The sequence below is a fragment of the Coprococcus sp. ART55/1 genome, assembly GCF_000210595.1.
Lineage (GTDB): Bacteria > Bacillota > Clostridia > Lachnospirales > Lachnospiraceae > Coprococcus > Coprococcus aceti.
Map to the genome: position 1 here is coordinate 1979657 of NC_021018.1, position 25282 is coordinate 2004938.

Sequence of the window (25282 nt, forward strand, 5' to 3'; positions counted from 1 at the left end):
ACACCACCTGTATTTGCACCATTGTGCATGATAATGGTAGCTGTAACCATACCCATACCAACCATACGTCCAATCGAAAGATCGGTACCGGTCAGGAGGATAAGTCCCGCAACGCCGAGTGCCAGGAACATTCTAGGTGATGCCTGCTGAAGTATGTTCAGTATATTGGTAACTGTGAGGAGCTGTGTGTTCTTCACAATTGGAGTGATGATACAAAGTGCAATGAATATCAACACGATTACTATATACAGACCGTTCTTGTAAAGGAACTGTGTTGTGTTGAATGTGTACTTGTAATTCTCAAATTTCTGTGCTCTGCTCTGCATGAATGTGTACTTGGACATTCTAAGGAGATCTATCAGATGATACTTGTGTGAAAATGCATCATGCTTTCTGTCCTTAATCTCCTGAAGTCTTGACTCATGTGTCATCTGTGCATCAAAGAGCTTGTTCTTGTATACATATTTCTCGTCCTTGATCTCCTCCGGATCAGAGAGTTTTGCAAGTGTCTGCTCATGCTCTGTCTTGAGTGTTGCCTTTACTCTCTCATAGGACTCATTTTCTGCTGCCTTCTCAGTCTCGCAGCTTGCCACTACTTTGCTGTAGTACTCGCTGTCATAATGCTCCTTAAGGTATCCCTCTGCGTCAGCGATAAGCTTTGCAACCTTATCCTTATTGGCTGCCTCAACTGCCTTTGCCTTCTCCAGGGCTGCCTTATCCTTTGCGATTATGCTATCCTTTTCTTCCTTTGATAAATTCTTATCTTCCTTTGCGATAGCTATATGGTTCTTCAAACTACGAACCTTGTCAGATCCATCAACTCGAAGTTCATCGATCTGAGCCTGTATCTTTCCAACATATTCATCAATCGGCTTGAGGAGTTTTTCCTCTGCATCAGCCGAAAGGATCATATTTTTATCTGCCATATCCATGCTCCTCTCTATTACAAATATTTAGCACTAAGTCTTAACAATTCTTCCTGATTAGTCTCCTTGGTATTTACAATTCCGGCAAGGTGTCCATTTGACATAACACCTATACGGTTTGTGATACCCAGGATCTCCGGCATCTCAGAGGAGACAACTATGATAGTCTTGCCCTGCTTTGCCATGTTGATTATAAGTTCATATATTTCATACTTGGCTCCTACATCGATACCTCTTGTAGGATCATCCATCATGAATACATTTGGTGAACGCTCAAGCCATTTTCCGAAGATAACCTTCTGCTGATTACCACCGGACAGGTTGGCGATCATATCGTCAGGTCCCATACACTTGGTGTGCATGACCTTGATCTCCTCAGCTGTGGCACGAACCATGCTGTCATGTGACAGTGCCACGCCGCTCTTGTAGTGGTTCATATTTGCAATGGTGGTATTGAAGGTGATATCTGCCTTGAGGAAGAGACCATTTGCCTTTCTCTCCTCAGTGATGAGGGCAAATCCGTGATCCATAGCATCCTTTGGACCGGTGAAGTTCATGATCTTGCCACCATACATTACATTTCCTGCTGCTCTTGTACGAATACCAAATATAGTTTCCAGGAGCTCTGTACGACCTGCGCCAACCAGACCATAGAGACCGAATATCTCACCCTTCTTCACATCAAATGTGATGTTCTGGAGCTTCGGTGCATACTTTGTGGAGAGTCCCTGTACTGAGAGGATCGTCTCACCCGGCGTATTGTCGACCGGTGGGAATCTGTTATCAAGTGAACGACCAACCATGGCTGATATAAGCTCGTTCATGTTGGTGTCCTTGCTGTCCTTTGTCATGACCAGACTACCGTCTCGGAGAACTGATATCTGATCACAGATCTCGAATATCTCATCCATCTTATGTGAGATGTAGATCAGGGAAATTCCCTGCTCCTTGAGCTGTCTCATCATCTTGAAAAGCTTTGCAACCTCAGGTGCTGTCAATGATGATGTAGGCTCATCAAGTACGATTACCTTGGAATTGTATGAGATAGCCTTTGCGATCTCACACATCTGTCTCTGGGAAACTGACATCCTCTTCATCGGCTGTGTAAGATTGACCGTTATACCCAGCTTTCTGAACAAGTCTGAAGCTTCCTTCTTCATACGGCCCTCATCGATGACTCCAAGAGAGTTCTTTGGATAACGTCCAAGGAACAGGTTGTCAACAACGCTTCTCTCAAGACACTGATTTAATTCCTGATGAACCATCGCAACTCCATTCTCGAGTGCATCCTTAGGGCCAGAGAAATTTACTTCTTTTCCATCTAATATTATTGTGCCTTCGTCCTTCTGATAGGTTCCGAAGAGACACTTCATCATTGTCGATTTACCGGCACCATTCTCACCCATAAGTCCCATGATCGAACCAGGTTTAACATTCAAATTAATATGGTTAAGGACCTTGTTTCTGCCGAATGATTTGCTCATGCCTTGAATCGATAAGATGTATTTATTCTTATCTTCTGCCATATCTCTACTTCCTTTCATTGAACATCAGCCCATTAATAGTCGCCTTCGGCGAGGGCTGATGCTACATATCAAGTTTTCATAGAAAACTTGATACATGCTCTTAGTAAAAGAAGGGTATCAAATGTTTAGTCTGACACCCCTCTGAGTTAAATCATTTCCTATTGATCAATCATCCAGGTAACTTATATTACTTAGAGAGAATTGATGTGTATGATGCTGCATTGTCTGTCTTAACCATGTTGATTGCAAATGCATCGTACTCGCCTGGGTTACCAAGACGGTTTGTGATGTTAGACTCTGTCTGTCCATCACCACCGATGTAATCTACATTCAGGTTAAGAAGGTCATCGTAGTTCTGAAGAAGTGGCTGGTATGTTGAGCTCAGGAAGTTATCTGAAGCGTTGTAGATATCAAGCCATACCTTCTTGCTTGGGCTCTTGCTTGAGTCAAGCTGCTTTGAAACCTTGTCATAAACCTTTGTTGAATCTGTGAAATCCTGATAGTTGTCTGCTGTTACTGCCACATTCAGTGCGTAGTATGATCTCTCGTCTGCGCTGTATCTGTAGTCAACACCTTCCTCAAGCTGGTTTCCAGCCTCGTCTGCTGTACCGATACCAGTATCAACATCTACACCATCAAGTGCGTTACGGAGAACTCTCAGTGTCAGGTAAGCCTGAACATCTGCATGCTGTGAAATTGTTCCGCCGTAGCCCTCTGCAATTGCTGCAACTGCATCGCTGTTAGCATCGTATCCAAATGTAGGAACCTTGTTGTCCTTTGCCCAGGCATTGAACATTGACATTCCCATACCATCGTTATTTGAAACAACTACATCGATCTGATCACCAAATGATGCTGTCCATGTTCCTATTGCATTACCAGCTGTAGCTGCATCCCATGTAGCTCCTGCTGAGTTCTTCATCTCCTGTGATGCAAGCTCTCTGATCGTATATGTCTTGCCATCAACATCAAGCTTAGCATCCTGTACTACTGTTGCCTTACCATCTACGTTTGTTCCGGCTGGTGTTGAATCAACTGCTCCGTTTGCATCAACTCCTGTGCCAAGTGCTGAACGAACACCTCTTGTACGTGCGATTGAATCATTGTGTCCGATATCACCGATTGCAAGTACATATCCGATGACTCCATCACCGTTACGATCGATCGTTGCTGCATTTGCCTTGATGTAATCAAGAACCATCTGGCCCTGGAGCTCAGCACCCTGATTAGCATCAAATCCTACATAATATGTGTCCTTGTTGTAGCTAAGAGCGTCCTTGTCAAGCTCTCCTGTTGAACTGTTAGATGGCTGACGGTTGAACCAGCAAAGTGGCTTGTCCTTGTTGGCTACTCCACTGCTTGAGCTTCCGCCACTTGAACTTCCGCCTGATCCACATCCTACCATTGATAAAGCAAGTGTTGCAGCTGCTGCTACAGCTAAAATTCTTCTTTTTCTCATATTACATTCCCTCCTGTTCTTTGAACATCAGCCCATTTGTAATTGCCTTCGGCAAGGGCTGATGCTGCATGTTAAGTTTTCTGAAACTTAACACATCCTTTGGCTTTGTGTGTTTTATTTTTTTGTCTTGCCTCATTGACTGTACTCATTATAAGTTGATACGGGATTTGAAAGAATAGAATATTTTTGGATTAATTAGCAAAATTTTGCGATTTATTGATTTCTTTATAGATATTTTTACCAATTCACACTGGTTAATAGTTATATGTCAAGTGTATTTTTTGCTTAACACGGGTAAAATTGCATATTGAGTTGGGCAGTTTTGACTCATTCTCGGCATTTTAGTGGAATCTTCTATAACGGCTTGTTTTTATCTTTTTGTTGTTGTTTCGTAGGTTTGTGCATAAAATTATCTCCTTTTTGCTAGAGCGTGGGTTCGACTCACCCACGCTCTTTTTCAGGATTACATATTCACATTCAAGTAATTTCCACAATAAGGACATTTGCTGGAATATCCAGTCGCTGCACGGAAACTCGAACCACAATTCGGGCATCTGACCGCCACAAGTCTCAGCTTATCCGGTGCCACCGGCTTGTCGTCCATGAGCTCTTCCTCACCAGGAAGCCTCTCATCCCTTACTGAATCCGGATCATAGCCGTATTTGCCGTTGTACTCAAATATATCTATCGTCAGACCTATCGGGTACATGCCGGCACCCCTTGTGAATCCCGTTGGTATTATAGCCTCCCGCTCAACATGGTAGCTGTCAAAATAATGCACGATTGTGTCCATCATATATGTATTGTTCACCCTGACAGAAGTATTCTCCGTGTATCCATATATCTTTGCAGGGTACCTCACGCCCTTTTTCACTATCATCTTCTTGTTGTGAACCAATATCGCCACCACTATGTCCATTCCCCCACCGATCAGTAAGAAACTTCCCGGAAGGCTCAGCATAGCCAGGGGGAATTTGCCAGGCTCCGCCACAATTGCAAATATAATTCCCACGAAAACACCGACAGCAAGGAATATACTGCCAACCAAAACCACTATCTTATGAGCTGCATTCATCTTATTTCTCCTTTTCCCCAATATCTGCAAAAACCACCGATTCTCTGCTCATACAATGTCTACATCACCATCTGCCAGATTATGTACAATACAAGCAAGTGTCCCGGATAAAATGCATAACAGAAGTATTTAAACCACTTCTTATGGTATCCCAGTTTTCCATTGTATAGCCATATCACCGGCAATGCGATGAGCGCAAACGCCTGCTGCGGGAATTCAAAGCTATGTCCCGCTATACTAAATGTATAACAATATCCACTAAGCAACTGTGCATTGATATAATACATACACACGAGCTGTGCTATCAATTTCCATGGTTCCTTGCCCCGGAACAGATAGAACATTATAACCATGACAACTCCCGCTCCATAGAAATCAACCATGGTGATCGTTCCTATCACATATCCCACAAGAGTCACAACAATCGCAACCGGGATCCACAGCCATACCTTGCCCGTTTTCCTCACCTTGTCTATCAATGCTATCAGCAGCAATCCTATGAGAAATGTCCAAAGTACATTCTGATGAAACAGATACAGGACACTGTCTCCGGACACAAGATCAAACGGAACTTCAGATATCACCGCAAATATCAGCATTCTGCACAGATATCTGCGGAAATTACTGGTGTGATAAAATCCCTCAACTATCATGAAGGCAAATATCGGAAATGCTATTCTTCCTATGCACGTAAGTATATCCACATACGGAAACAACGTTGCCCACATGTGATCACTGAGCATGCATGCCATCGCAATGATATGCAGCATACAGGAGCTGAATACTCCTGCCTTTATATTCCAGGACTGTTTCCCCGGATCAATCATTTTACCATTCTGTATATCCGTCATATTGATTCCTCCTTTTTATATGACTTCGTCATATTGGTTCCTAATATGTGCCGCCAACTCCTTCGCCCTTGTTAAATCCGAATATGGCGCAGCATATCAGATCTATGATAAACAATACCGACAATGTGATACATATAATGTTCTGCACTTTTTTGCTCTTGGAATTCAGAAATTCACTGAGCTTCGGTGCCGCTATATACACTCCAAACAGGCTGCCCAAACCAAATGCAAGAAGTCCCACCAGACATATTCTTCCATTTACATTAAGAAACTCGTTCTTGTAGTCCCAATACTGTGAATTAAAGAAGAAATCCAGTGCCCAGCTTGCTATGAATTCTATGATTCCACATACCACCATCGCCATAGCAAACAGCTTTGCCTTATCTGCCTTGAAGCGGTCAAGCAGGAATATGATAGCAACGCCGCCGACTCCGTACACAGGCAGCCACGGTCCATACATGGTTCCACGGTTTACAAGAACATGATCCATAACTATATAGAGTACGACCTCCCACAGCCATCCTATAAAACAGAACACAAAGAAGAAGAAAATGAAGTCCCTGAGACTGTATTCACTCTTCACCTTCATTCCCTCAGGCACCTCGACCGCGACATCCTGGAGAATATAGGCCGGTTTAGTCCATACCTCAGCAACTCCCGCGTCTCCTGCCGACTGATAAGCAGCCTCGATAGCCTTTTTGTTATATGGTGCAGCATTGAATGCTTCCTCGACAAAATTTTCCACACCTATATTCTGTCTGAACCAGAAGTACATCTCCACATCAAGCTCCATCTGAAACGGTAATGCTACCAGAAGTCCTGCAACCGGTATAGCCTTGATCATCCACACGTGGATGCACGACAGATCCGTCAGGAACATTTTCCACTTATAGCCTCTCGTCATCTCCCTTGACATGTTCTTCGCATCTCTCCACTTGAGTCTTGGATTCTCCGCCAGGAGATATGGAACCATCCTATACTGATAATACTTGTACACACCACCGATTATCGTGAGCCACCAGAGTGTCATAACAACATTGTAACAGAACATGACCCACATAAGTCTGAGTAAATAATGTCTGTGGAAAGGTGCAAACATCCGGTTGACGGACACCTTGTCACTGTATCTGCACTCCATGGCATAACGGCATTTGCCCACTATCGCCGCACTCTGTATAAAGAAATGGACAACAGCCATGATAAGAGCAGATATCAGGAGCATCACTATGACCTCGCCGGGATTTCTCTCCACATATGCCGTGTTGGCGCCTAAAAGCTTGATGATCCAGGTCTGCTTCGCCGTCACCGAGTCTATCGCACGGGCTACTGTCTCGGCTTTTTTCTCCGACATATGCTCAATCATCGGCATATTCTTTACATACTCCTTGAGTATGGTCACATTGTCAGCCTCATGCTCGGTCTCCTGTCCAAGCACCTGATCTATTCCCTTCACGAATTTTGTCTGGGAAGAATCATCTACCCCAAGATAAGAGAAAATAAAACACACAGCGACCATAGCCATCCAAGCCATAAGTCCACGTTTAAATACCGTGTTCCACGCTCCCTTTTTAAGCTGTTTCCTGTTCCAAGTCATTATAATACATTCTCCCTTATAGAATTTTAAATGTTATCATCTTACGTCTATATCCCGCATTTTTAATGTCACATCACTCAGGCAAACTGTGAAACTCATAACCTGAATCCCCCTAGATGAAGTCGAAGGTTGCCTGCTCATAGGAAAGTTCCTGATATTCCAGTTCTTCCTGATCCGTCTTACTGGTGTAGTCCACCACTACCGTCTGCTGCTTTCCGCCCACCATCTGCTGTCCCAGGATATAGTTCACATCAAAGCGTCCTGTGATGGCCGGTGTCGCGCCACGGGCAGGTACGATGAGCTGCACATGATTAGCTGCCAGCATGGCAAATATAGGCTCCCATATGTATATATCCTTCGCCGCACCAAACGGGTTGTCAATAAATATTGTTTTAGACTGTACCGACTCCTCCGGTGCCAGGCTGTACATTCCTGCAATGTAGTTGATGACAGCAACCAGAAACTGAATGTAGATACCCTGGGACTGTCCCGTACTTCCAACAGCCTCCTCATACCTGAGATACCGGCTCTGCTCCTTTATCCTCTCCCTCTTGTAGAGATTGAGTCTGATGGCATTCATATCTGTGACCATGACACCGAACAGCTTCTTGAGTCCCAGACAGTCACGGATGTACTTGATCCTCTTTCGTTCATCCTCGTAGGCATCCGCACCCTTCACTATGTCATCTATATAATCAGACATCCTCTGCTTTACAAATTCATCCTTCACGTAAGGTATGGTGAGATCGACCATCTTGATCACATCATCGCCCACCGTGATACGTGACAGCTTTGGAAGCTTCTCAAGCTCAGTCTTCACATCCATACATCTCTGTACACACTGATTCTCGAAGTTCTCCTTGATGGCAACCATATCCTCGATACCCTTCTCAACGCGCTCCTTCTCCAGCTTGATGAACTCAATAATCTGAAGAAGATTTGCCAGAAGTTCCTTTGCCTGACTGTAGGTATCCGGAACCTGCACATCCTGTCTGATCGTATTGGCCATCTCGAATACACCCATCTCCACTAGTGTATCCGCCGTCTGTCCCTTGAATCTCATGATTTCATTCTTCGCGCGGTCAAGGGCTTTCATGCTCCTGTCGTACTTCATGAGACTTGTCTCAAATAACTGTCTGAGGGTATCCATGTCTTCATCCAGTACATTTCCACCGGACACATCTATGTCATTTGTATCGACTATTCTCTTTACATCCTTGTACAGATCCACCATGAAACCATACTGCTTATAGTAATCGCTGTACGCCTTCTCAGCTTCTTTGAATATGCGGTTCATATCCGCAAGCACCGCATCGCCATTGGCTATGGCTGTATCTGCATCGGCTGCAGATATCTCCTCACGTACATAGCTGCTATCGCCGTATGTGCGGTTGATGTTCTCTATCGCATACTCTATGCTTCCCTCAAGCTTGCTATACGCCTTCTGGTCAGCCTTCTGCTGCTGCATCAGCGACGCCTCTATCAACGTGAGCCTTGCCAGCTCATCGTCCATCTCCCTGAGATTGTCCTCAGACGTCGGATAGAGCTCTCCTGCCTCGGCAAATACCGCCATGTCAAAGCCTCTCTTCTCTATGGTCTTCTGTATTCTGTCCATTGACTTCTTCAGCGCATCCATGAGCTTCTTCTTGTCCTCAAGATCCGGCGCATGCTCCTTTGAAACCGCCAGCATAGCCATAAATTCCTGTTCAAGCCGTTCATCTGAAATGTCCAAAGTCTCCTTGTATTCCTCCGGTATTCCGTCCTGCCATGCCGCAGCAGCCACGCCTACACCATCTGTATTTTCAGCAACTCCCGCATTCTCAGACTTCGGCAGATACGGTTCGAAATACTCCGTCCACTTGTACTGGATATCCTCTATATTCCTTGTAAGCCCCGCAAGCTTTGACTCAGTCTCTCCAACCGTCGTCGACCACTTCAGCACATCGCTCTGAAGTCCTGACAGCTTTGCCACAAGGTCAGACTTCCTCTGCTTATACTCGGCAAGTCTCTGCTCCTCCGGTCTTGCAAGATCCGACAGCTGCTCTATCATGACAAATGTCTGTCTTCTGTCAGATTCCTTCTGCTGACTCTGCTGCAGGTCTCCATATCTCTCAGTGTTATTATTAAGCTCCGTCTCTGTAACCTTGATCGATGTCTTAAGCTCCTCAAGCTCATCCTTCTTATCGAGCAGTGCCTGGTTCAGCTCTCTCTCCCTGTCCTCGGCACCTGTATATCTCGCATCCACAAGCCTTGTGACAAATGCAAGATCCTCCTGATAAGTCGCAAGCTTCTCATTTATCAGACTGATCTCCTCCGTGAGACCTGCTATCTTATCAGCATTTGCCTTTCTGGCGTCCTCCATGGAGTCCTTAGACATGAAATATTTCCTGTCTCTTCCTATGATAAGCATGTTCTCGGCGGGAACTATCGCTGAGTCTGAAAGCTTATCCATATCGTACACCATTACACATTCGCTGCCGGTGTCTATCGAACCGAGATTTATATCATCCTCCAGACTATCAAATCCCTTTGTCACAACACTGTACGGCAGGTATGGATTTGCCTGAAGCAGCTCCTCCTTTGTATCACCCGGGAGTGCCGACAGATAATCCGCACCATGCATGGCCATGAGCCCATGTCTGGTGGAGATGTAGTTTATCACAGTCTCAGCCCCCTCCGACGGCGGAAATGGTCTGCCATCCTCATAGCATTTCGCAAGCTTTGTCAGTCTGTCGATCTCCTGCTGGCGCTTGATCGTCTCTGTTATGGTGCCCCTAATCCTGTCATTTATAACACCTGTTATATCCTGTGGATTCTCCACAGAGTATACTGCCATGATGCTGTCGAGCTGGCTTCCCGACTGCCTGTACGCCTCGGCGTCAAGCCTTGCATCCTCGCAGCTTCTCTCCAGCGCATCATACTCAGCCTGCACAGTCGTCAGTCTGTATCTGTCATCGTACAGCTTTGTCCTGCCATCTGCTATGGCTATCTCCAACTCTGTCATCTCAGCAAGTATCCTGTCAGACTCCTCCTGAGCCTTGTTCATCATATCCTTCACATCACCCACTACGAGCAGGTTGACCGATGCTGCCAGCTCACTTATGCGGGCACTTATCTCATCAATCTTGGCTGTGGCATCAGCGATATTGTTCTCCGCCACCGCCTGGGCGATCTCGCCCTCCCTCATGACCTTTCTGCAGTACTCCGCCTCCTCAAGTGCGTGATCATAGCTGGTCTGGGCCTCTTCCCTTGCCGCCATGAGCTCTGCAAGCTTCTTCTCATCACGGATGCGTCTGTTGTACGCATACACCGCCATCTTCTCACTGGATGATCCGATGTTGTTTCTTATATTGTCGACTATCAGTCTGCTCTCTTCGTACTGTCGCTTGTTCTCCCTGTATACAAGGTAGTCATTTGCACTCTCCTTGTAGCCGATCTGGTTTTTTAGCTCCGCAAGCTTCTTCTCATTGTCCTCTATCTGCGTGGCAGTGTCATCCATCTTGCGGTTCATGTCCTCAAGGCGCAGATAATCCCTGGTGACCCTGAGATTTGCCAGACGCTTGTTCTGCTGTTCCATCTGCTCCCCGGCGTCAGCCTTTGCCTTCGCCAGCTCCTCCATATGGGTGTCGCCCTCCTGTGTACACGCCCTTCCTGTGGCATACACATCGGCCAGGCCCTTACATATCCTGTCGTTGTCCTCGTAGAGACCTACGCATGAGTTCACCTTGCCCTCGAGCACATTTATCAATTCTATCTGGTGGTCATAGTTGGCTATGTCACGCTTTCTCTGTGCCAGAACGTTCAGCTTGTCCTTGATGTCGAGAAGAGTCTCTGCCATGGTGTCTTCCTCACCGTTTCGTCCTGTCTTTGTGGCAAATGCCTTCTCTATGATCTCCTCTATAAGCAGATCCTCCACGACCTTCCTTGTGGTCCTGTAATTTGTCTCAAAATACGTTCTTACGTGCCCCTCTGTCTTGTTGATTCCACGTATGATTTCCCAGTGGCTCTCGTGGAGACCATAGCCACTTATAAATCTCTGGTACTCGCCCTTCTTGTCAAATACCCTGATCTCCAGGCTCATATCCCTGTGTCCGAGATCCTTGAGATATGTCTTTAAACCGTTGAATGTGATCCTCTCATTCCCCTCCGACAAAGGAAGGTTCACTATGTCATTCTTGTTATATTCCCTGTAGAAAATGCAGTAATTAAAATACTCTATGGATGCAGTGTCCTTCTGTACCTCCCCGGCATCCGCCGTATCCTTTGCCTTTCTGGCACAGAATCCGGTGGTCATGTATCTGTAGCCATCCTTTATATCCGCCTCGTCAAGCTTCCACTCGATCAGCGAATGGATGACTGTGTTGCCGCCGCCCGCACGGAAAAGCTTCTCCACAGGCTGCTTCTCATCCAGAGTACAGTTCGGTATCAGGTTCTGAAGGAGCAGAAGCATGAGAATACTCTTTCCTCCTCCATTTGCCAGATCATACAGCGTGTTCTTTCCATACATTCTCATGGTGAAGTCATCGTACTGCTGTGTACCAAAGTTATATTTTACATTGTTGACCCTTATCCTGTTGATACTAGGCATCCTCTTCTTCACCTCCAAGCAGCTGATACAGCCGTCCTCTGTATTCCTCAAAATAGTTCTCCGACAAAGCTTTCATCCTGTCTGTCGGATAGTACCTGTCCGCATTCTCCACAAATAACCGCTGGGCCGACATGAAGTTGAACACCAGCTTCACATAACCCGCCCGGGATGCCTTGGACGCCCTGGCGCTGTCGCCCTCCTGATTGCCCGTCACCGCCGGGAGCTCATCCCACAGAAGCGCTATCGCCTTGAAGCTGTCCTGCTCCACCTCATCAGTTGACAGAACATCAAGCTTCTTCGTTATGTCCGCAAGATATTTGCTTGTCTCATCTATAATGTTCTCTGACTTCACATACTCCCTGAACTGATAGCTGGATGAATCCTTGTAAAAATAGAGAAGTGTCATATACATAATGAAGTAACACAGATAGAGCTCCTTGTTCAGACGAAGTCCCAGAAGCTTCTTCATGTCGTCATTCGTATAGCCAAATACCCTGTTGCCCTCTCCGGCTGTTATATACAAGCTGTCATTGTACTCGTACAGTGACAGGTTCATCTTCTTCATCATATTCATGACAATATCGTACACCTCGGCATTGCCGTAGAACTCATCGTACAACGGGCCATTGTCGGGATGCTTCTTACAGATCTCCTCACCTGATATTAACTTGGAATATATCTCTATCGCCTTGTCCAGATTCTTACTTTCCATCTTTTTCTCCTATTCTCCGTACAATCACTCTCAGCTGGTTTTGTTAAACTGAATTCCCGTAACGTACATGTCCTCGCCAATCTGTATCTCTTCGTCTGGATGGAATTCCAGTGTAAATGTCATGCCTCTGAACGCATCCAATGTGAGTTCCGGTGCATACATCTCACGGGAGAGACCGGATCTGCTGCCACCAGCCTGATCTCCAGATACAGATGCCGCCAGCGTTTTTTCGTCAACTTTCTTTATTCTCTCTATGTGATCTACCAACATTCCCTCCAGCATAGTGTCCGGCTTTGCCAGTATCTCATCCACGCTGTACCTGTCCTTCTGAGCCAGGTGTGTGAGGAAGGAATAGTAATCTTTGTTGTCGTAGATTTCTTTTCCAAACTTAACTTCAAGTATTCCATTGAATTCCTTGAGACTCAGGTGTCCCCATTTGTTCAGCTGGTCAAGAAGCTCGTGGAACAGCTTTGTGAAGTTGGCACTTATCTGTTCATCGAGCAGTTCATCTTCGTAACGGAAGTTCGGATCAAGCTGCTCCTTCTTCACCTTTGTGGTCTTCGCATTGTCCTCGGACTTCAGCGTGAGCATGTGATCTATGGATGTCATGCTGAACGTTTTCACGATCCTCGGAGCGAAGAGAGGCGCAAGTATGGTGAGTATCTTATCCGGTCTGTCCTCTTTTATGATACTCTGAAGCTGTCCTGCAAAGTCAAATGCAGGTCTAAGCTTCTGCAGCTTTGCCTTGTGTATGATATTGTCCGATATGTTCTGCAGCTCCATGGTGCTGCTTATCAGACTTCCGTGCTTGATGATGGTCCTCTTGAGTTCAAGCTCAAGCTGGCTTATCTCCTCCATAGCTTTCAGGTTGCCCTTGCCCATATTATCATAGCTCGCCTTAGTGATCGCTTTGTCCACCAGAGCTTTGTTCTTGGCAAAGAGCTTCTGCTCGTCAGCGAACCATTTGCCGACGGTCTTCATATAATTCTCGTACTCCTCCGCGCCCTTGAACACGTCGATGGACAGAAGATTTACTATCTCATCCTTCTCGCGGATCAGCCTGTTCACCTCGCTATTGATCCTGCGCACGACCTCGATACCGCCACGGAAGTTCTCTCCAACGATCATCTTTTCCAGAAGAAGCTGCTGCACGTTGATCTTGCTCTCGTCCTTGATCTCCTTGGTGTCCAGATAGAATTCGATTCCATCCGCAGTAATGAAATACAGAACCTTGCCATCCACTATATGGCTGTCTATCAGCTTCACTCGTCCCGTCTTGCGCTGCTTCTTTCCCGGATCATAGAACGTGAATTCAAATGCTCTTCCGTCGTTCTTGATCTTGTCAAATATATACATTATCAGGTCAGCCCTGTCATCTCCCGCGATCTCCACATCGAAATCACGGTCAAGGAGCTGTCCCATGAATTCCTCATATTCATCGTATGACACTTCACGCTCATTGAAGCTGTTCTCCTGAATAAAAAAACGCAGAATCGCCATGGTTATATAACCCATGTCCAGCTGTGCATAACGACCTTCCTTATACTGCGCAAATGTGGTCTCAGCCAGAACAAAAAACGGGTAATATTTCCTCAGATTCTGCATTCTTGCATTATGTTCTTCAATTATGTCATTTATCATCACGTATTTGAGTGCCATGTTTTCTCTATCTCTGTACTTTCCTGATTATAATAGATCTTATACCATATACTTTTCCTGATATATCTGCCCATATTCTGAGACACATATCTTCTCTATCCGCATATGGATATACAGATTTAGTATACCATGACACATTTGTTCACACAACGATATTTATCTTCCGTACTTCAGCTCATTTATCGATCTTCCACACACTGTCAACATGAATTCCGTGGCACTCTCACTGTTCTGTCCCACATCATTCAGCCCGACATATCCCGGCTGATAGCCCTCGCAGTCACCCTCTATCTGAAACTGGACTGTGACCGTCACCTGCTGCCCCTTATATGTGGCATTCCCTTCAAACTGCACTATCTGACTTCCGTCCGTCGCGACAAATGCCTGCCAGTGTTCATCGCTGCAATAGGCATCCAGACCATCCCCATAGGTTGTGTCTCCATCCGGGAATATCTTCTGTTCCTTTATATAATCTATCCTCTTATCCGGAAGATCGGCTGCATCTTTGCCGATCCCCGCCTCACCGATACCTGTCACGCACATTGACAATGTGAGTATGACTGCCAAAAGCTTGCAGAATTTGTTCTCCCTAAACTTCTCCCACCGCTTGATATTCAGTGCAAATGCAAGGATTCCTCCCACGATCGCACCACCCACATGCGCATAGATATCTATATTCTTCTCATTTGTATACAGAGCATATATGACCACAACAACTATGGATACCATCATATCTTTTCTGCTTGCTTTCCTGTTGCCCATGAATGTCAGGAACACAGCAGCACATATGATTCCGAACACCGCCCCTGATGCTCCTATAGAGAAATGCATTCTGTCAGGATCAGTCATATGATACACATTCATGGATATGATCCCGGCAACAATTCCTGATACAAAGTATATGATAGTCGTCCTCAGGGAGCCAAGTTTTCTCTCCACCGTGGAGCCAAACATATATAGTGCAAACATATTGCCAAAGAGATGATCAAAGCCAGAATGCAGGAACATCGCCGATATAAGTCGTCCATACTCGCCATTCAGCTTCACGTACTGATAGTTGAGTCCACCGGTTCTGGAGTAATTGTCCACACCGATACACATGATGCCAGCTATGACATTTGCCACTATCAATGCAATCGTAACTATAGGGATCGTCCTCTTTATCTGTGGCTGCGGGGAAGCTCCACCGCCCATCTGCTCAGGTCTGATCACATAAGCTGTGTCCTGGTCAATATCCTGCTCAAATCTCCCATAGTCATCATGTTCAAAGCCATAGCCGAAATTGTTTTCTTCCATATAATACTCTCCTGACAATGCCCTCCACGGCTGGCATCCACATACTGTTCATTGTTTTACACGATACACTGTTTTTCCACCTTGCAGTACCATTCTTCACACCTTTTTTCTTAGTCGAATACTCTCTTAAGTACCTCGTCCTCATACAGAACCTTCTTGGCAAGTTCTCTGTAGTTCTCCTCGTGAAGGTATGTGTGTCTGTGAGGCTTGATCTGTGGTGCCATGTCTATCGCCTTTGCAAAATCCTCTCTCTTGAGGTCAAGTGTGGCTACATAATCCCAGAAACCAGTCTTTTCAAATATTGCATTTACCCTGACATATCTGTGATCCTGGACAACAGCCATGATATATGTGGCAATTCCCACCTGGATTCCATGGAGCTGTGGCTGTTCAAGCATCTTGTCAAGTGCATGTGAGATCAGGTGTTCACTTCCGGATGTCGGTGTGCTTCCGCCTGCAATCTCATTAGCAACACCGCTCATGGCAAGGGAATCGAGAAGCTCCTTCAGGAAGAGGTCATCCTTGATCGTCTCAAATGGTGTTCTGACGAAACTGTTCACTGCCTTCTTCGCTATCATAACTGCAAAATCGTTCATCTCAGAGTATCCCAGTTCAGACTCGAAGAGCCAGTCATAGAGGGATGTGATCTTGGATACCATATCTCCGATTCCCGAGTAAAGGAATCTCTCCGGTGCAGACTTAATGATCTCCGTATCCGCTATGATTCCGTATGCCATCCTTGCAGGCACCGATGTACGCCGTCCATTTACCATAAGTTATGCGCTGGCACTTGAGAATCCGTCCGATGACGCCGATGTCGGAATACTTATAAAAGGAAGCTTTCTGAGATATGCCGCATACTTTGCCACATCAATAACCTTTCCTCCGCCGATACCCACGATCACCTGGGCCTTCGCATCTATATCAAATGCCAGCTTGATTATATCCTCTATATTGGTGGAATCCAGCTCTCTGTACTCCACAACTGTCACATTTTCTTTCTTCAGAGAATCCATGACCTGCTGTCCAAACATGTCTATGAGTCCATTTCCAAAATAAATAACAGCATTCTTCATCCCGGAAGCACTTATATATTTGCCCAGATCATTCAGGGTTCCCTTTCCGATCTTAAGAATGGTTGGTATTGCTATATGACTTCCTGCCATCTGTTTATCCTCCTAAATACATTTCTACCATTATACATTATATGATCAGCAAAAATAAACAAGACAATACACATTTTGTCTCATACCTTTACTTACCTTTCTAATTTCTAACCATGTCTGCCTTATGCTGTTTTCATATCCTTTAAATTTCTTACAGCATCTTCATATTTTTACCCGAAAAACACATTTTCTACACAACTTCTCCAAAATTAGAACACATTTTCTCGGTATATTATTAACTGTAAACAGCGAGAGCGTAAGCGAGTTGTTTACATCCCCTTTTTCATAAACGACTGCAACACCCTCCCCTCACATAATGTAGTTGCAGTCACTCCCTTTTAATACAAAAAGAAGAGGCTGCCAGAGATGGCAGCCTTTTCTTTTTGTATTCAGATAATTTATAATTACTCACTTCTGAGCGCTATAACAGGATCCTTCTTAGCTGCAAGTCTCGATGGGATAAGTCCTCCGATCAATGTCAGTATAACGCTGATGATTACCAGCATCACTCCACCCTTCCAAGGAAGCGCCGATACACCGGCAACGTTGATATAACTCTCTATCACCTTACTGATCGGTATATTGATCAGCACCGTCACGCCGATTCCTATGAGTCCTGAGAAGAGACCTATTATAAATGTCTCCGCATTGAACACTCTTGAGATATCCTTCTTTGAAGCTCCTATGCTTCGCAGAATACCGATCTCCTTTGTTCTCTCAAGAACTGAGATATATGTGATTATTCCGATCATGATGGATGAAACTATCAATGAAATTGCCACAAATGCAATGAGTACATAGGTTATCGCGTTGATGATCTTGGTCACCGATGACAGCATGATTCCGATGTAATCAGTGTATGTGATCTCCTTGTCAGGATAATCCTCGTTGTACTTGTCTATAAGCTTTGTTATCTCGTCCTTATCCGCAAATTCTGCACAGTAGAGGTTGATGGAAGCCGGCTTTGCAAGCTCTGCATATCCAAGCTTTGACATGTTATCCTCATAAGTAGATGTTGACTCCTGGAAGAAACCGTAACCCTTGAGCATATCGAAGAGCTGATCCTTGGTCATGGACGCCATCTGTGCCTGCATGTCCTCAGTAACCTGACCTGAAGCCATAAGCTGCTGCATAACAGAATCCATATCCACATCATCCGCTGTCAGTTCCTTGCCATCTGAAAATGGCATTCCTGTAAATATGTCAGTATCAGGATTATCCATCTGAGCCTTGAGTACATCTGTCTTCTCGTTCTCTGAAACTATGTAATTGGCAAGCTCCGATGTGTAACCTATATATCCCGGCTGCATGGTAGTTGCATACGCTTTATCCGAAGCCCTGATTACTGCCGACACCTTTACTTCAAGGCCCCCGGCCACGGCAGACTTCAGAAAATCAGCATCAGAACTCATATCTGTGTATGTTCCATCATCATTCTTCTTGTACAGATCGCCCGGAAGCACAACCTTGAACTTGAGATTAAGAAGGTCATCGTATGTAAACACCATCTGCTCAAGCTCCGGTACCTCTCCGCCAGCAAGTATGGTTGAAACCATATCGCTCAGTTCCTTTGAATCCCTAAGTCCAAGAGTATACAGTGTAAAATCACTTATCTCATTGTTCTTGTCGACGACAAGTACAACCTCGTTCTTATTCTCAGGCCAGTGTCCTGCCAGCACATCGTACTGCTGCTTGAGCAGAGTGTCGTTGTCAAGCATCTGTGTCCACATGTCCATTGACGATGAACCGTAGCTGAATGCCGACATGAAATCTGCCGTTGACTCCTGTGCCTCCGCCATACCTCCAAATCCCATATCTGTCATTGTGGTGCTTGGATTTACCTGGGCAACACCGCCATTTGCACTGTTCTCGTTAAACACATATAATGGTGTATCATATGTGTATGTTATATCACTTGTATACTTGGTGAAACCGTTTGCATCGTCTTCTATATAATTCTTAAATGACTCAAGGTCGTTCTCCTTCACATCTGACACCATGGACACGAGCATGTCTCCCATGATATCTCCCGAATATACCTTGTCCTCGCCAGCGTGATTGTGATCTGAATCCTCCTCGTTGTTACCTACCATCTTTGAGAGCAGCTCATCGTAATCCATCGCTTTCTTCGTTATCTGCACCGGATACGTGGCAAGCGTCTCCTCCTGCACATCGTTGATATACTTCTGAAATCCGGATGAAAGCGACAAGATAAGCGCTATTCCTATGATTCCTATACTTCCGGCAAATGCTGTTAAGAATGTCCTTCCTTTCTTGGTCATGAGGTTGTTCAGACTCAGCGAGAACGCTGTGAACATACTCATGGATGTCTTTCTAGGTTCATAACTTCCGTCATCCTCCTTTGCTTCATCCTCATCTGAGAATGGATTGGAGTCATCTATTATATTTCCATCGAGGAGCTTTACGATTCTTGTTGAATACTGCTGTGCCAACTCCGGGTTGTGCGTGACCATAATAACCAGCTTGTCCTTGGCTATCTCCTTGAGCAGTTCCATGATCTGAACACTTGTCTCTGTGTCAAGTGCACCCGTTGGCTCATCCGCCAACAGAATATCCGGATCGTTTATGAGTGCTCTGGCGATGGCAACTCTCTGCATCTGTCCACCGGACATCTGGTTTGGTTTCTTGTGAATCTGATTTTCCAGACCGACCTTCTCCAGAACCTCCTTCGCTCTCTTTCTTCTCTCTGCCTTTGATACTCCTGACAAAGTGAGCGCAAGCTCTACATTTGACAATACCGACTGGTGCGGTATCAGATTGTAGCTCTGGAATACGAATCCGACTGAATTGTTTCTATATGAATCCCAGTCTCTTGACTTGAAATCCTTTGTCGACTTGCCATTGATAACCAGATCTCCACTGGTGTACTGATCCAGTCCGCCCACTATGTTCAGAAGCGTTGTCTTTCCACAACCCGACTGACCAAGTATGGACACGAACTCATTTCTTCTGAAGTTCACAGATACACCCTTGAGCGCCTGAACAACTTCATCACCAGTATGGTAATCCTTCACGATGTTCTTAAGCTGAAGCATTACGTCCTCCCTTTTTAAGATTATATTGTGCAAAAGCATAGTAAGGTGCTTTGCGCCACGTCTGTGTGCATACACATAACGTATTATGTTCTATATGCATTACACTTTGATAGTTTTGTCATTATTACTGGCAAATCATAGCATTTAATTTTTTTCAATGCAATTAAGGCGGGCTATTCTTTATAAATGTTTTATTTTTTTCATTTCTATCGATAAGTTCAAACTAACTATATGTTGAACTTTTGGCTAAAAATTCTTTTATTTTCTTATTATATGGGGTATAATCAGCGTAAGTGGGTACGTTGTATCCAAATATAATTTTACGGAGGATTTTACAAATGTTAGTTTCAGCAACAGAAATGTTAAAGAAAGCTAAGGCTGGTCACTACGCAGTAGGTCAGTTCAACATCAACAACCTTGAGTGGACAAAGGCTGTTCTCCTCACAGCTCAGGAGCTTCAGTCACCTGTTATCCTTGGTGTTTCAGAGGGCGCTGGAAAGTATATGACAGGATTTGAGACAGTTGCAGCAATGGTTAAGGCTATGCATGATTCACTTGGAATCACAGTTCCTGTAGCTCTTCACCTTGATCACGGAACATACGAAGGATGCTACAAGTGTGTTAAGGCTGGTTTCACTTCTATCATGTTTGATGGTTCACACTATCCATTCGAGGAGAACCTTGCTAAGTCAACAGAGCTCGTTAACGTAGCTCATCAGCTTGGCCTCTCAATCGAGTGTGAGGTTGGTTCCATCGGTGGTGAGGAAGACGGAGTTATTGGTATGGGCGAGTGCGCTGATCCAGATGAGTGCAAGACTATCGCTGATCTTGGTGTAGATATGCTTGCTGCTGGTATCGGTAACATCCATGGTAAGTACCCAGCTAACTGGAAGGGACTTAGCTTTGAGACACTTGATGCTATCCAGCAGAAGACAGGCGTTATGCCATTAGTTCTTCACGGTGGTACAGGTATCCCAGCTGACATGATCAAGAAGGCTATTTCACTTGGCGTTTCAAAGATCAACGTTAACACAGAGTGCCAGTTATCATTCGCAGATGCTACAAGAAAGTACATCGAGGCTGGTAAGGATCTTGAGGGCAAGGGATTTGATCCTAGAAAGCTTCTCGCTCCTGGTTTCGAGGCTATCAAGGCTACTGTTAAGGAGAAGATGGAACTCTTCGGATCAGTTGGTAAGGCTAACGACTAATTAACAGATCTTTAACAGAACAATTAACAAATGTAACGATAAACTGTTCGACAGCTTTCGGACAAGTATCGCTCACGTAAACTTAAAGGAACCCCATCACAGCTTGTACAAGCCATGATGGGGTTCTTATTCTTACTTATTTTTCTTTTATATTATTTTTTATCTTCACTAATATAAATTTCTAAATTCTAATCTTGCTTCTCTGCCTTATCCTTTTTTCTGCTGATTGTCCACCATATAGGAACTGATATCAGCATGAAAAGTGCCGCTGCCACGCTGATCCATGCACCGACTCCGAGTCTTGCACTTGCCGCTGCATCTAGCTTTCCAAGATCTATCAATGACAGAACAAATTCAAATATCAATATTCCGCCAACAACTATAGATATAACAAGGTCTGCTATATAACAGCCTGCCTTGTTGATAAATGCACAGATCACGTCTGCTATGATAACTACCGCCGCAACAAGCATTGACAGTACATTTATCCCAAACACTCCAACTATACTTCTGGCATCTGTCCCCATATAAGCATAAGGAATAAATACTGATACAACAGCCATGATAATGCCGATCAGGTTTAACATATTAGGTACATGTGTGGATCCCTTCTTAACATCATCAGGTATGTTCTGCCTGTTCTCATATCCCATATAACCCATAGGGTTGTTGTATGGCGTTGGCTGTACCGGCTGGCCGTACTGCGACTGTGGCTGGTATGGCTGCTGGGTTGGCTGGCCATACTGCGGCATCTGCTGGTATGGTGTCTGCATTGGCTGTGCTCCCTGGCTATACTGTGACTGTGACTGTGGCTGATATGGCTGCTGGGCTGGCTGACCGTACTGCGGCATCTGCTGGTATGGTGTCTGCATTGGCTGTGCTCCCTGGCTATACTGTGACTGTGGCTGATATGGCTGCTGGGCTGGCTGACCGTACTGCGGCATCTGCTGCACCGGCTGGCCATACTGTGGCATATGCTGATACAGTGACTGAGCTGGCTGTGCTACCTGACTATTCTCAGCCATCATAGCCTTTTCCTGCTCCAGATTCTGCTCAGAAGTCGACCCGCCATCAACTCTGTCAATATCTTCTACTCTATTCTGTTCATCCATGTTCGTCATCTACCTCCGATGTAATTATTCGACACATCCCTTACATATCGAGATACCTCTTCAAATACTGTCCTGTATAGGACTGAGGTATCTTCGCAACTTCCTCAGGAGTTCCTCTGGCAATGACCGTTCCACCGCCAGCGCCTCCTTCAGGTCCCATGTCAATAATATAATCTGCGGTCTTGATAACGTCAAGATTATGTTCGATAACCACAACTGTGTTGCCGCCCTCGCTGAGCCTTCTGAGTATATCCACAAGTCTGTGCACATCAGCAAAATGAAGTCCCGTGGTTGGCTCATCAAGCACATATATCGTCTTTCCCGTTCCTCGTCTCGAAAGCTCTGTTGCAAGCTTGATTCTCTGCGCCTCTCCGCCCGACAGAGTGGTGGATGGCTGACCCAGCTTGATATATCCGAGTCCCACATCGCGGAGAGTCTCTATCTTCTTCAGTATCCTTGGCACATTTGCAAAGAACTCGCATGCCTCGTCAACTGTCATGTCAAGGACTTCATTGATACTCTTGCCCTTGTACTTGACCTCCAGAGTCTCCCTGTTATATCTCTTTCCTCCGCACACTTCACATGGCACATATATATCTGGCAGGAAGTGCATCTCTATCTTGATTATTCCATCTCCACGACACGCCTCGCATCGTCCACCAGATACATTGAAGCTGAATCTTCCCTTGCCGTAACCTCTTGCCTTGGCATCCTTGGTTCCAGCAAACAAATCCCTTATCAGATCAAATGTACCTGTATAAGTAGCCGGATTGGATCTCGGCGTTCTACCTATAGGTGACTGGTCTATATTGATAATCTTATCCAAAGCATCATAGCCAATGATATGGTCGTGCTTTCCTGCTTTAATCCTGCTCTTGTTGAGTCTTCTCGCCAGCTTCTTGTACAAGATCTCATTTACCAGAGAACTCTTTCCTGAACCAGACACACCCGTCACACATGTCATGATTCCAAGTGGTATGTCCACATCTATATGCTTGAGATTGTTCTCATAAGCATTCTTGACAGTGAGCCATCCGGTTGGCTTTCTCCTCACATCCGGAACCTCTATCTTCTTCCTGCCACTTAAGTAGTCACCGGTGATAGAATTCTCACATTTCATAATATCATCAGCCGTACCCTCAGCTACCACATATCCACCATTTGCACCGGCTCCCGGTCCTATATCTATAATGTGATCCGCCGCCCTCATGGTATCCTCGTCGTGCTCTACAACGATAAGCGTATTTCCAAGGTCTCTCAGATTCTTGAGCGCTGCTATCAGCTTGTCATTGTCCCTCTGGTGAAGTCCGATACTTGGCTCATCCAGAATATATGCAACTCCGACCAGACCTGAACCTATCTGCGTGGCAAGTCTTATTCTCTGTGCCTCTCCACCTGAGAGCGTGCTTGTACCTCTACTCAGACACAGATAGTCAAGTCCCACATCAATAAGAAAATGCAGTCTCGACCTGATCTCCTTGAGTATGGCCGCACCTATCATCTTCTGTCTGTCAGTGAGTTCCAGATCTTTCATGAACTTTGCAAGTTCTGTGATAGGTAGTTCTGTAAGTTCGGCAATATTCTTATCTCCAACTGTAACAGCAAGGGCTGTCGGCTTAAGTCTCTTGCCACCACAGACCTCACACGGAGTTACAGTCATGAATGTCTCATACTCGGCCTTTGTGGACTCCGCAGATGTCTCCCTGTATCTTCTGGCAACACTCTTTATGAGTCCCTCAAATGTTATATCATACACTCCCTCCCCGCGCTGTCCTTTATAATGCACCTTAACCGGTCGTGAGTTCTTTCCATATAATAAGAGATCTTTTATATCCTGTGGATAATCCTGAAATGGCGTATCAAGAGAGAATCCATACTCCGCACTGAGTGCCCTGAGTATTGCATTTGAATAGCTCTTGCCATCATTGCATGACTGCCATCCCAGAACCACTATGGCTCCATCATTTATCGACAAACTCTGATCGGGTATCATAAGATCCGGATCAAATTCCATCTTGAAGCCAAGACCTGCACATGTCGGGCATGCGCCAAATGGATTGTTGAACGAAAAGCTTCTCGGCTCTATCTCATCTATGCTGATTCCGCAATCCGGGCATGAAAAGCTGTCTGAGAAATTGATAATGGTATTCTCCTTCTGAACACCATTCTCATCCCTCTCCCCGATCACCTCAATCTTCATAAGCCCCTCTGCAAGCTGAAGTGCGGTCTCTATGGAATCTGTGAGTCGCCTCTCCACATCCTGTCTTACAACCAGACGATCGACAACTATATCTATACTGTGCTTCTTGTTCTTATCGAGCTTTATCTCCTCCGACAGCTCATACATGCTGCCATCGACAACCACTCTGACAAATCCGCTCTTCTTTGCCTTCTCCAGCAGCTTTACATGCTCTCCCTTTCGGCCTCTGACCACAGGCGCAAGCACCATGAACTTTGTCCTCTCAGGTAGTTTCATGATCTCATCCACCATCTGGTCAACCGTCTGTCTGCTTATGACCTTACCACAGTTCGGGCAGTGTGGTATTCCCACTCTGGCATAGAGAAGTCTGAAATAGTCGTATATCTCAGTGACAGTGCCAACTGTGGATCGAGGATTTCTGTTTGTTGACTTCTGATCTATGGAGATTGCAGGGGAAAGTCCCTCTATCTTGTCCACGTCCGGCTTCTCAGCCTGTCCAAGGAACTGTCTCGCATAGGAGGACAGCGACTCCATGTATCGTCTCTGTCCCTCCGCATATATCGTGTCAAATGCCAGTGAAGACTTACCTGATCCCGAAAGTCCTGTCACGACAACAAATTTGTCCCTTGGAATCTTGACATTGATATTCTTCAGATTATTTTCACGTGCGCCCTCAATAGTAATATACTTCCTGTCAATATTCCTGCTGGCGTTGAAATAATCATCATCTTTCATGCTCGCATCCGTTATATTCTCCAGATGCTCACCACGTTCATAATTCTTATTGTCTTCCATCTTGATCTAACCTTTTCTCTTTATTATTTATATTTGTTATATCTTAATTATCTACCCTG

At 45.3% G+C, this 25282-nt stretch carries 13 protein-coding genes and 2 pseudogenes; 1 reads left to right on the top strand and 14 read right to left on the bottom strand.

All coding sequences use genetic code 11. The features are described 5' to 3' along the window. The 12 genes and pseudogenes from CCU_RS09000 to CCU_RS09055 all read right to left on the bottom strand — a co-directional run. Nucleotides 1-926 (bottom strand): annotated as a pseudogene (locus CCU_RS09000) (galactoside ABC transporter permease); the annotation flags it as partial. 17 nt (nt 927-943) lie between these two features. Then, nucleotides 944-2452: a sugar ABC transporter ATP-binding protein gene (locus CCU_RS09005; protein WP_015534393.1), complete on the bottom strand. Its 1509-nt coding sequence runs from the start codon at nt 2450-2452 to the stop codon at nt 944-946. A 187-nt stretch (nt 2453-2639) separates the two neighbouring features. Then, nucleotides 2640-3911: a substrate-binding domain-containing protein gene (locus tag CCU_RS09010; RefSeq protein ID WP_015534394.1), complete on the bottom strand. Its 1272-nt coding sequence runs from the start codon at nt 3909-3911 to the stop codon at nt 2640-2642. Nucleotides 3912-4374: 463 nt separating this feature from the next. Next, entirely contained in the window at nt 4375-4986 is a 612-nt protein-coding gene (locus CCU_RS09015) for a zinc-ribbon domain-containing protein (RefSeq protein ID WP_015534396.1), read from the bottom strand. Between the two features lie 59 nt (nt 4987-5045). Further along, nucleotides 5046-5837, bottom strand: a complete 792-nt coding sequence (locus CCU_RS09020) for a TraX family protein (RefSeq protein WP_015534397.1) — start codon at nt 5835-5837, stop codon at nt 5046-5048. A gap of 40 nt (nt 5838-5877) precedes the next feature. Further along, nucleotides 5878-7431: a DUF975 family protein gene (locus CCU_RS09025; RefSeq protein ID WP_015534398.1), complete on the bottom strand. Its 1554-nt coding sequence runs from the start codon at nt 7429-7431 to the stop codon at nt 5878-5880. 112 nt (nt 7432-7543) lie between these two features. Next, the gene (locus tag CCU_RS09030; RefSeq protein WP_015534399.1) at nt 7544-12019 is read right to left on the bottom strand and encodes a hypothetical protein; all 4476 of its coding nucleotides are present in this window, start codon (nt 12017-12019) and stop codon (nt 7544-7546) included. Beyond that, complete coding sequence (locus tag CCU_RS09035) at nt 12012-12731, bottom strand: DUF6063 family protein (RefSeq protein WP_004852816.1); 720 nt, start codon at nt 12729-12731, stop codon at nt 12012-12014. Before CCU_RS09035 ends, CCU_RS09030 begins: the two co-directional genes overlap by 8 nt. A gap of 30 nt (nt 12732-12761) precedes the next feature. Beyond that, nucleotides 12762-14390, bottom strand: coding sequence for a hypothetical protein (locus tag CCU_RS09040; protein ID WP_015534400.1), 1629 nt, complete (start codon nt 14388-14390; stop codon nt 12762-12764). A gap of 156 nt (nt 14391-14546) precedes the next feature. After that, a complete protein-coding gene (locus CCU_RS09045; protein ID WP_015534401.1) occupies nt 14547-15686 on the bottom strand; it encodes a rhomboid family intramembrane serine protease in 1140 nt (379 codons plus the stop codon). 110 nt (nt 15687-15796) lie between these two features. Then, nucleotides 15797-16852 (bottom strand): annotated as a pseudogene (locus tag CCU_RS09050) (iron-containing alcohol dehydrogenase family protein). Between the two features lie 404 nt (nt 16853-17256). Next, nucleotides 17257-19908, bottom strand: a complete 2652-nt coding sequence (locus CCU_RS09055) for an ABC transporter ATP-binding protein/permease (protein ID WP_015534404.1) — start codon at nt 19906-19908, stop codon at nt 17257-17259. A 338-nt stretch (nt 19909-20246) separates the two neighbouring features. Between CCU_RS09055 and fba the strand changes: the two genes are divergently transcribed. Beyond that, nucleotides 20247-21116 carry a class II fructose-1,6-bisphosphate aldolase gene (gene fba, locus CCU_RS09060; protein WP_015534405.1) on the top strand — a complete coding sequence of 290 codons (870 nt, stop codon included), beginning with the start codon at nt 20247-20249 and terminating at the stop codon, nt 21114-21116. A 188-nt stretch (nt 21117-21304) separates the two neighbouring features. Here fba and CCU_RS09065 read toward each other — a convergent pair whose 3' ends face one another. Both CCU_RS09065 and uvrA read right to left on the bottom strand, forming a co-directional pair. Next, nucleotides 21305-22228, bottom strand: a complete 924-nt coding sequence (locus tag CCU_RS09065; RefSeq protein WP_015534406.1) for a hypothetical protein — start codon at nt 22226-22228, stop codon at nt 21305-21307. A gap of 40 nt (nt 22229-22268) precedes the next feature. Beyond that, nucleotides 22269-25163 (bottom strand): excinuclease ABC subunit UvrA, encoded by a 2895-nt coding sequence (gene uvrA, locus CCU_RS09070; protein WP_055146387.1) that lies wholly within the window; start codon nt 25161-25163, stop codon nt 22269-22271. Nucleotides 25164-25282: the final 119 nt, after the last annotated feature.

Bases quoted from the DNA above. Each gene is read 5' to 3' on its own strand.
- CCU_RS09020 (WP_015534397.1), bottom strand. From the start codon at position 5,837: ATGACGGATATACAGAATGGTAAAATGATTGATCCGGGGAAACAGTCC.
- uvrA (WP_055146387.1), bottom strand. From the start codon at position 25,163: ATGAAAGATGATGATTATTTCAACGCCAGCAGGAATATTGACAGGAAG.
- CCU_RS09045 (WP_015534401.1), bottom strand. From the start codon at position 15,686: ATGGAAGAAAACAATTTCGGCTATGGCTTTGAACATGATGACTATGGG.
- CCU_RS09005 (WP_015534393.1), bottom strand. From the start codon at position 2,452: ATGGCAGAAGATAAGAATAAATACATCTTATCGATTCAAGGCATGAGC.
- CCU_RS09040 (WP_015534400.1), bottom strand. From the start codon at position 14,390: ATGGCACTCAAATACGTGATGATAAATGACATAATTGAAGAACATAAT.
- fba (WP_015534405.1), top strand. From the start codon at position 20,247: ATGTTAGTTTCAGCAACAGAAATGTTAAAGAAAGCTAAGGCTGGTCAC.
- CCU_RS09030 (WP_015534399.1), bottom strand. From the start codon at position 12,019: ATGCCTAGTATCAACAGGATAAGGGTCAACAATGTAAAATATAACTTT.
- CCU_RS09055 (WP_015534404.1), bottom strand. From the start codon at position 19,908: ATGCTTCAGCTTAAGAACATCGTGAAGGATTACCATACTGGTGATGAA.
- CCU_RS09035 (WP_004852816.1), bottom strand. From the start codon at position 12,731: ATGGAAAGTAAGAATCTGGACAAGGCGATAGAGATATATTCCAAGTTA.
- CCU_RS09025 (WP_015534398.1), bottom strand. From the start codon at position 7,431: ATGACTTGGAACAGGAAACAGCTTAAAAAGGGAGCGTGGAACACGGTA.
- CCU_RS09010 (WP_015534394.1), bottom strand. From the start codon at position 3,911: ATGAGAAAAAGAAGAATTTTAGCTGTAGCAGCAGCTGCAACACTTGCT.
- CCU_RS09015 (WP_015534396.1), bottom strand. From the start codon at position 4,986: ATGAATGCAGCTCATAAGATAGTGGTTTTGGTTGGCAGTATATTCCTT.
- CCU_RS09065 (WP_015534406.1), bottom strand. From the start codon at position 22,228: ATGGATGAACAGAATAGAGTAGAAGATATTGACAGAGTTGATGGCGGG.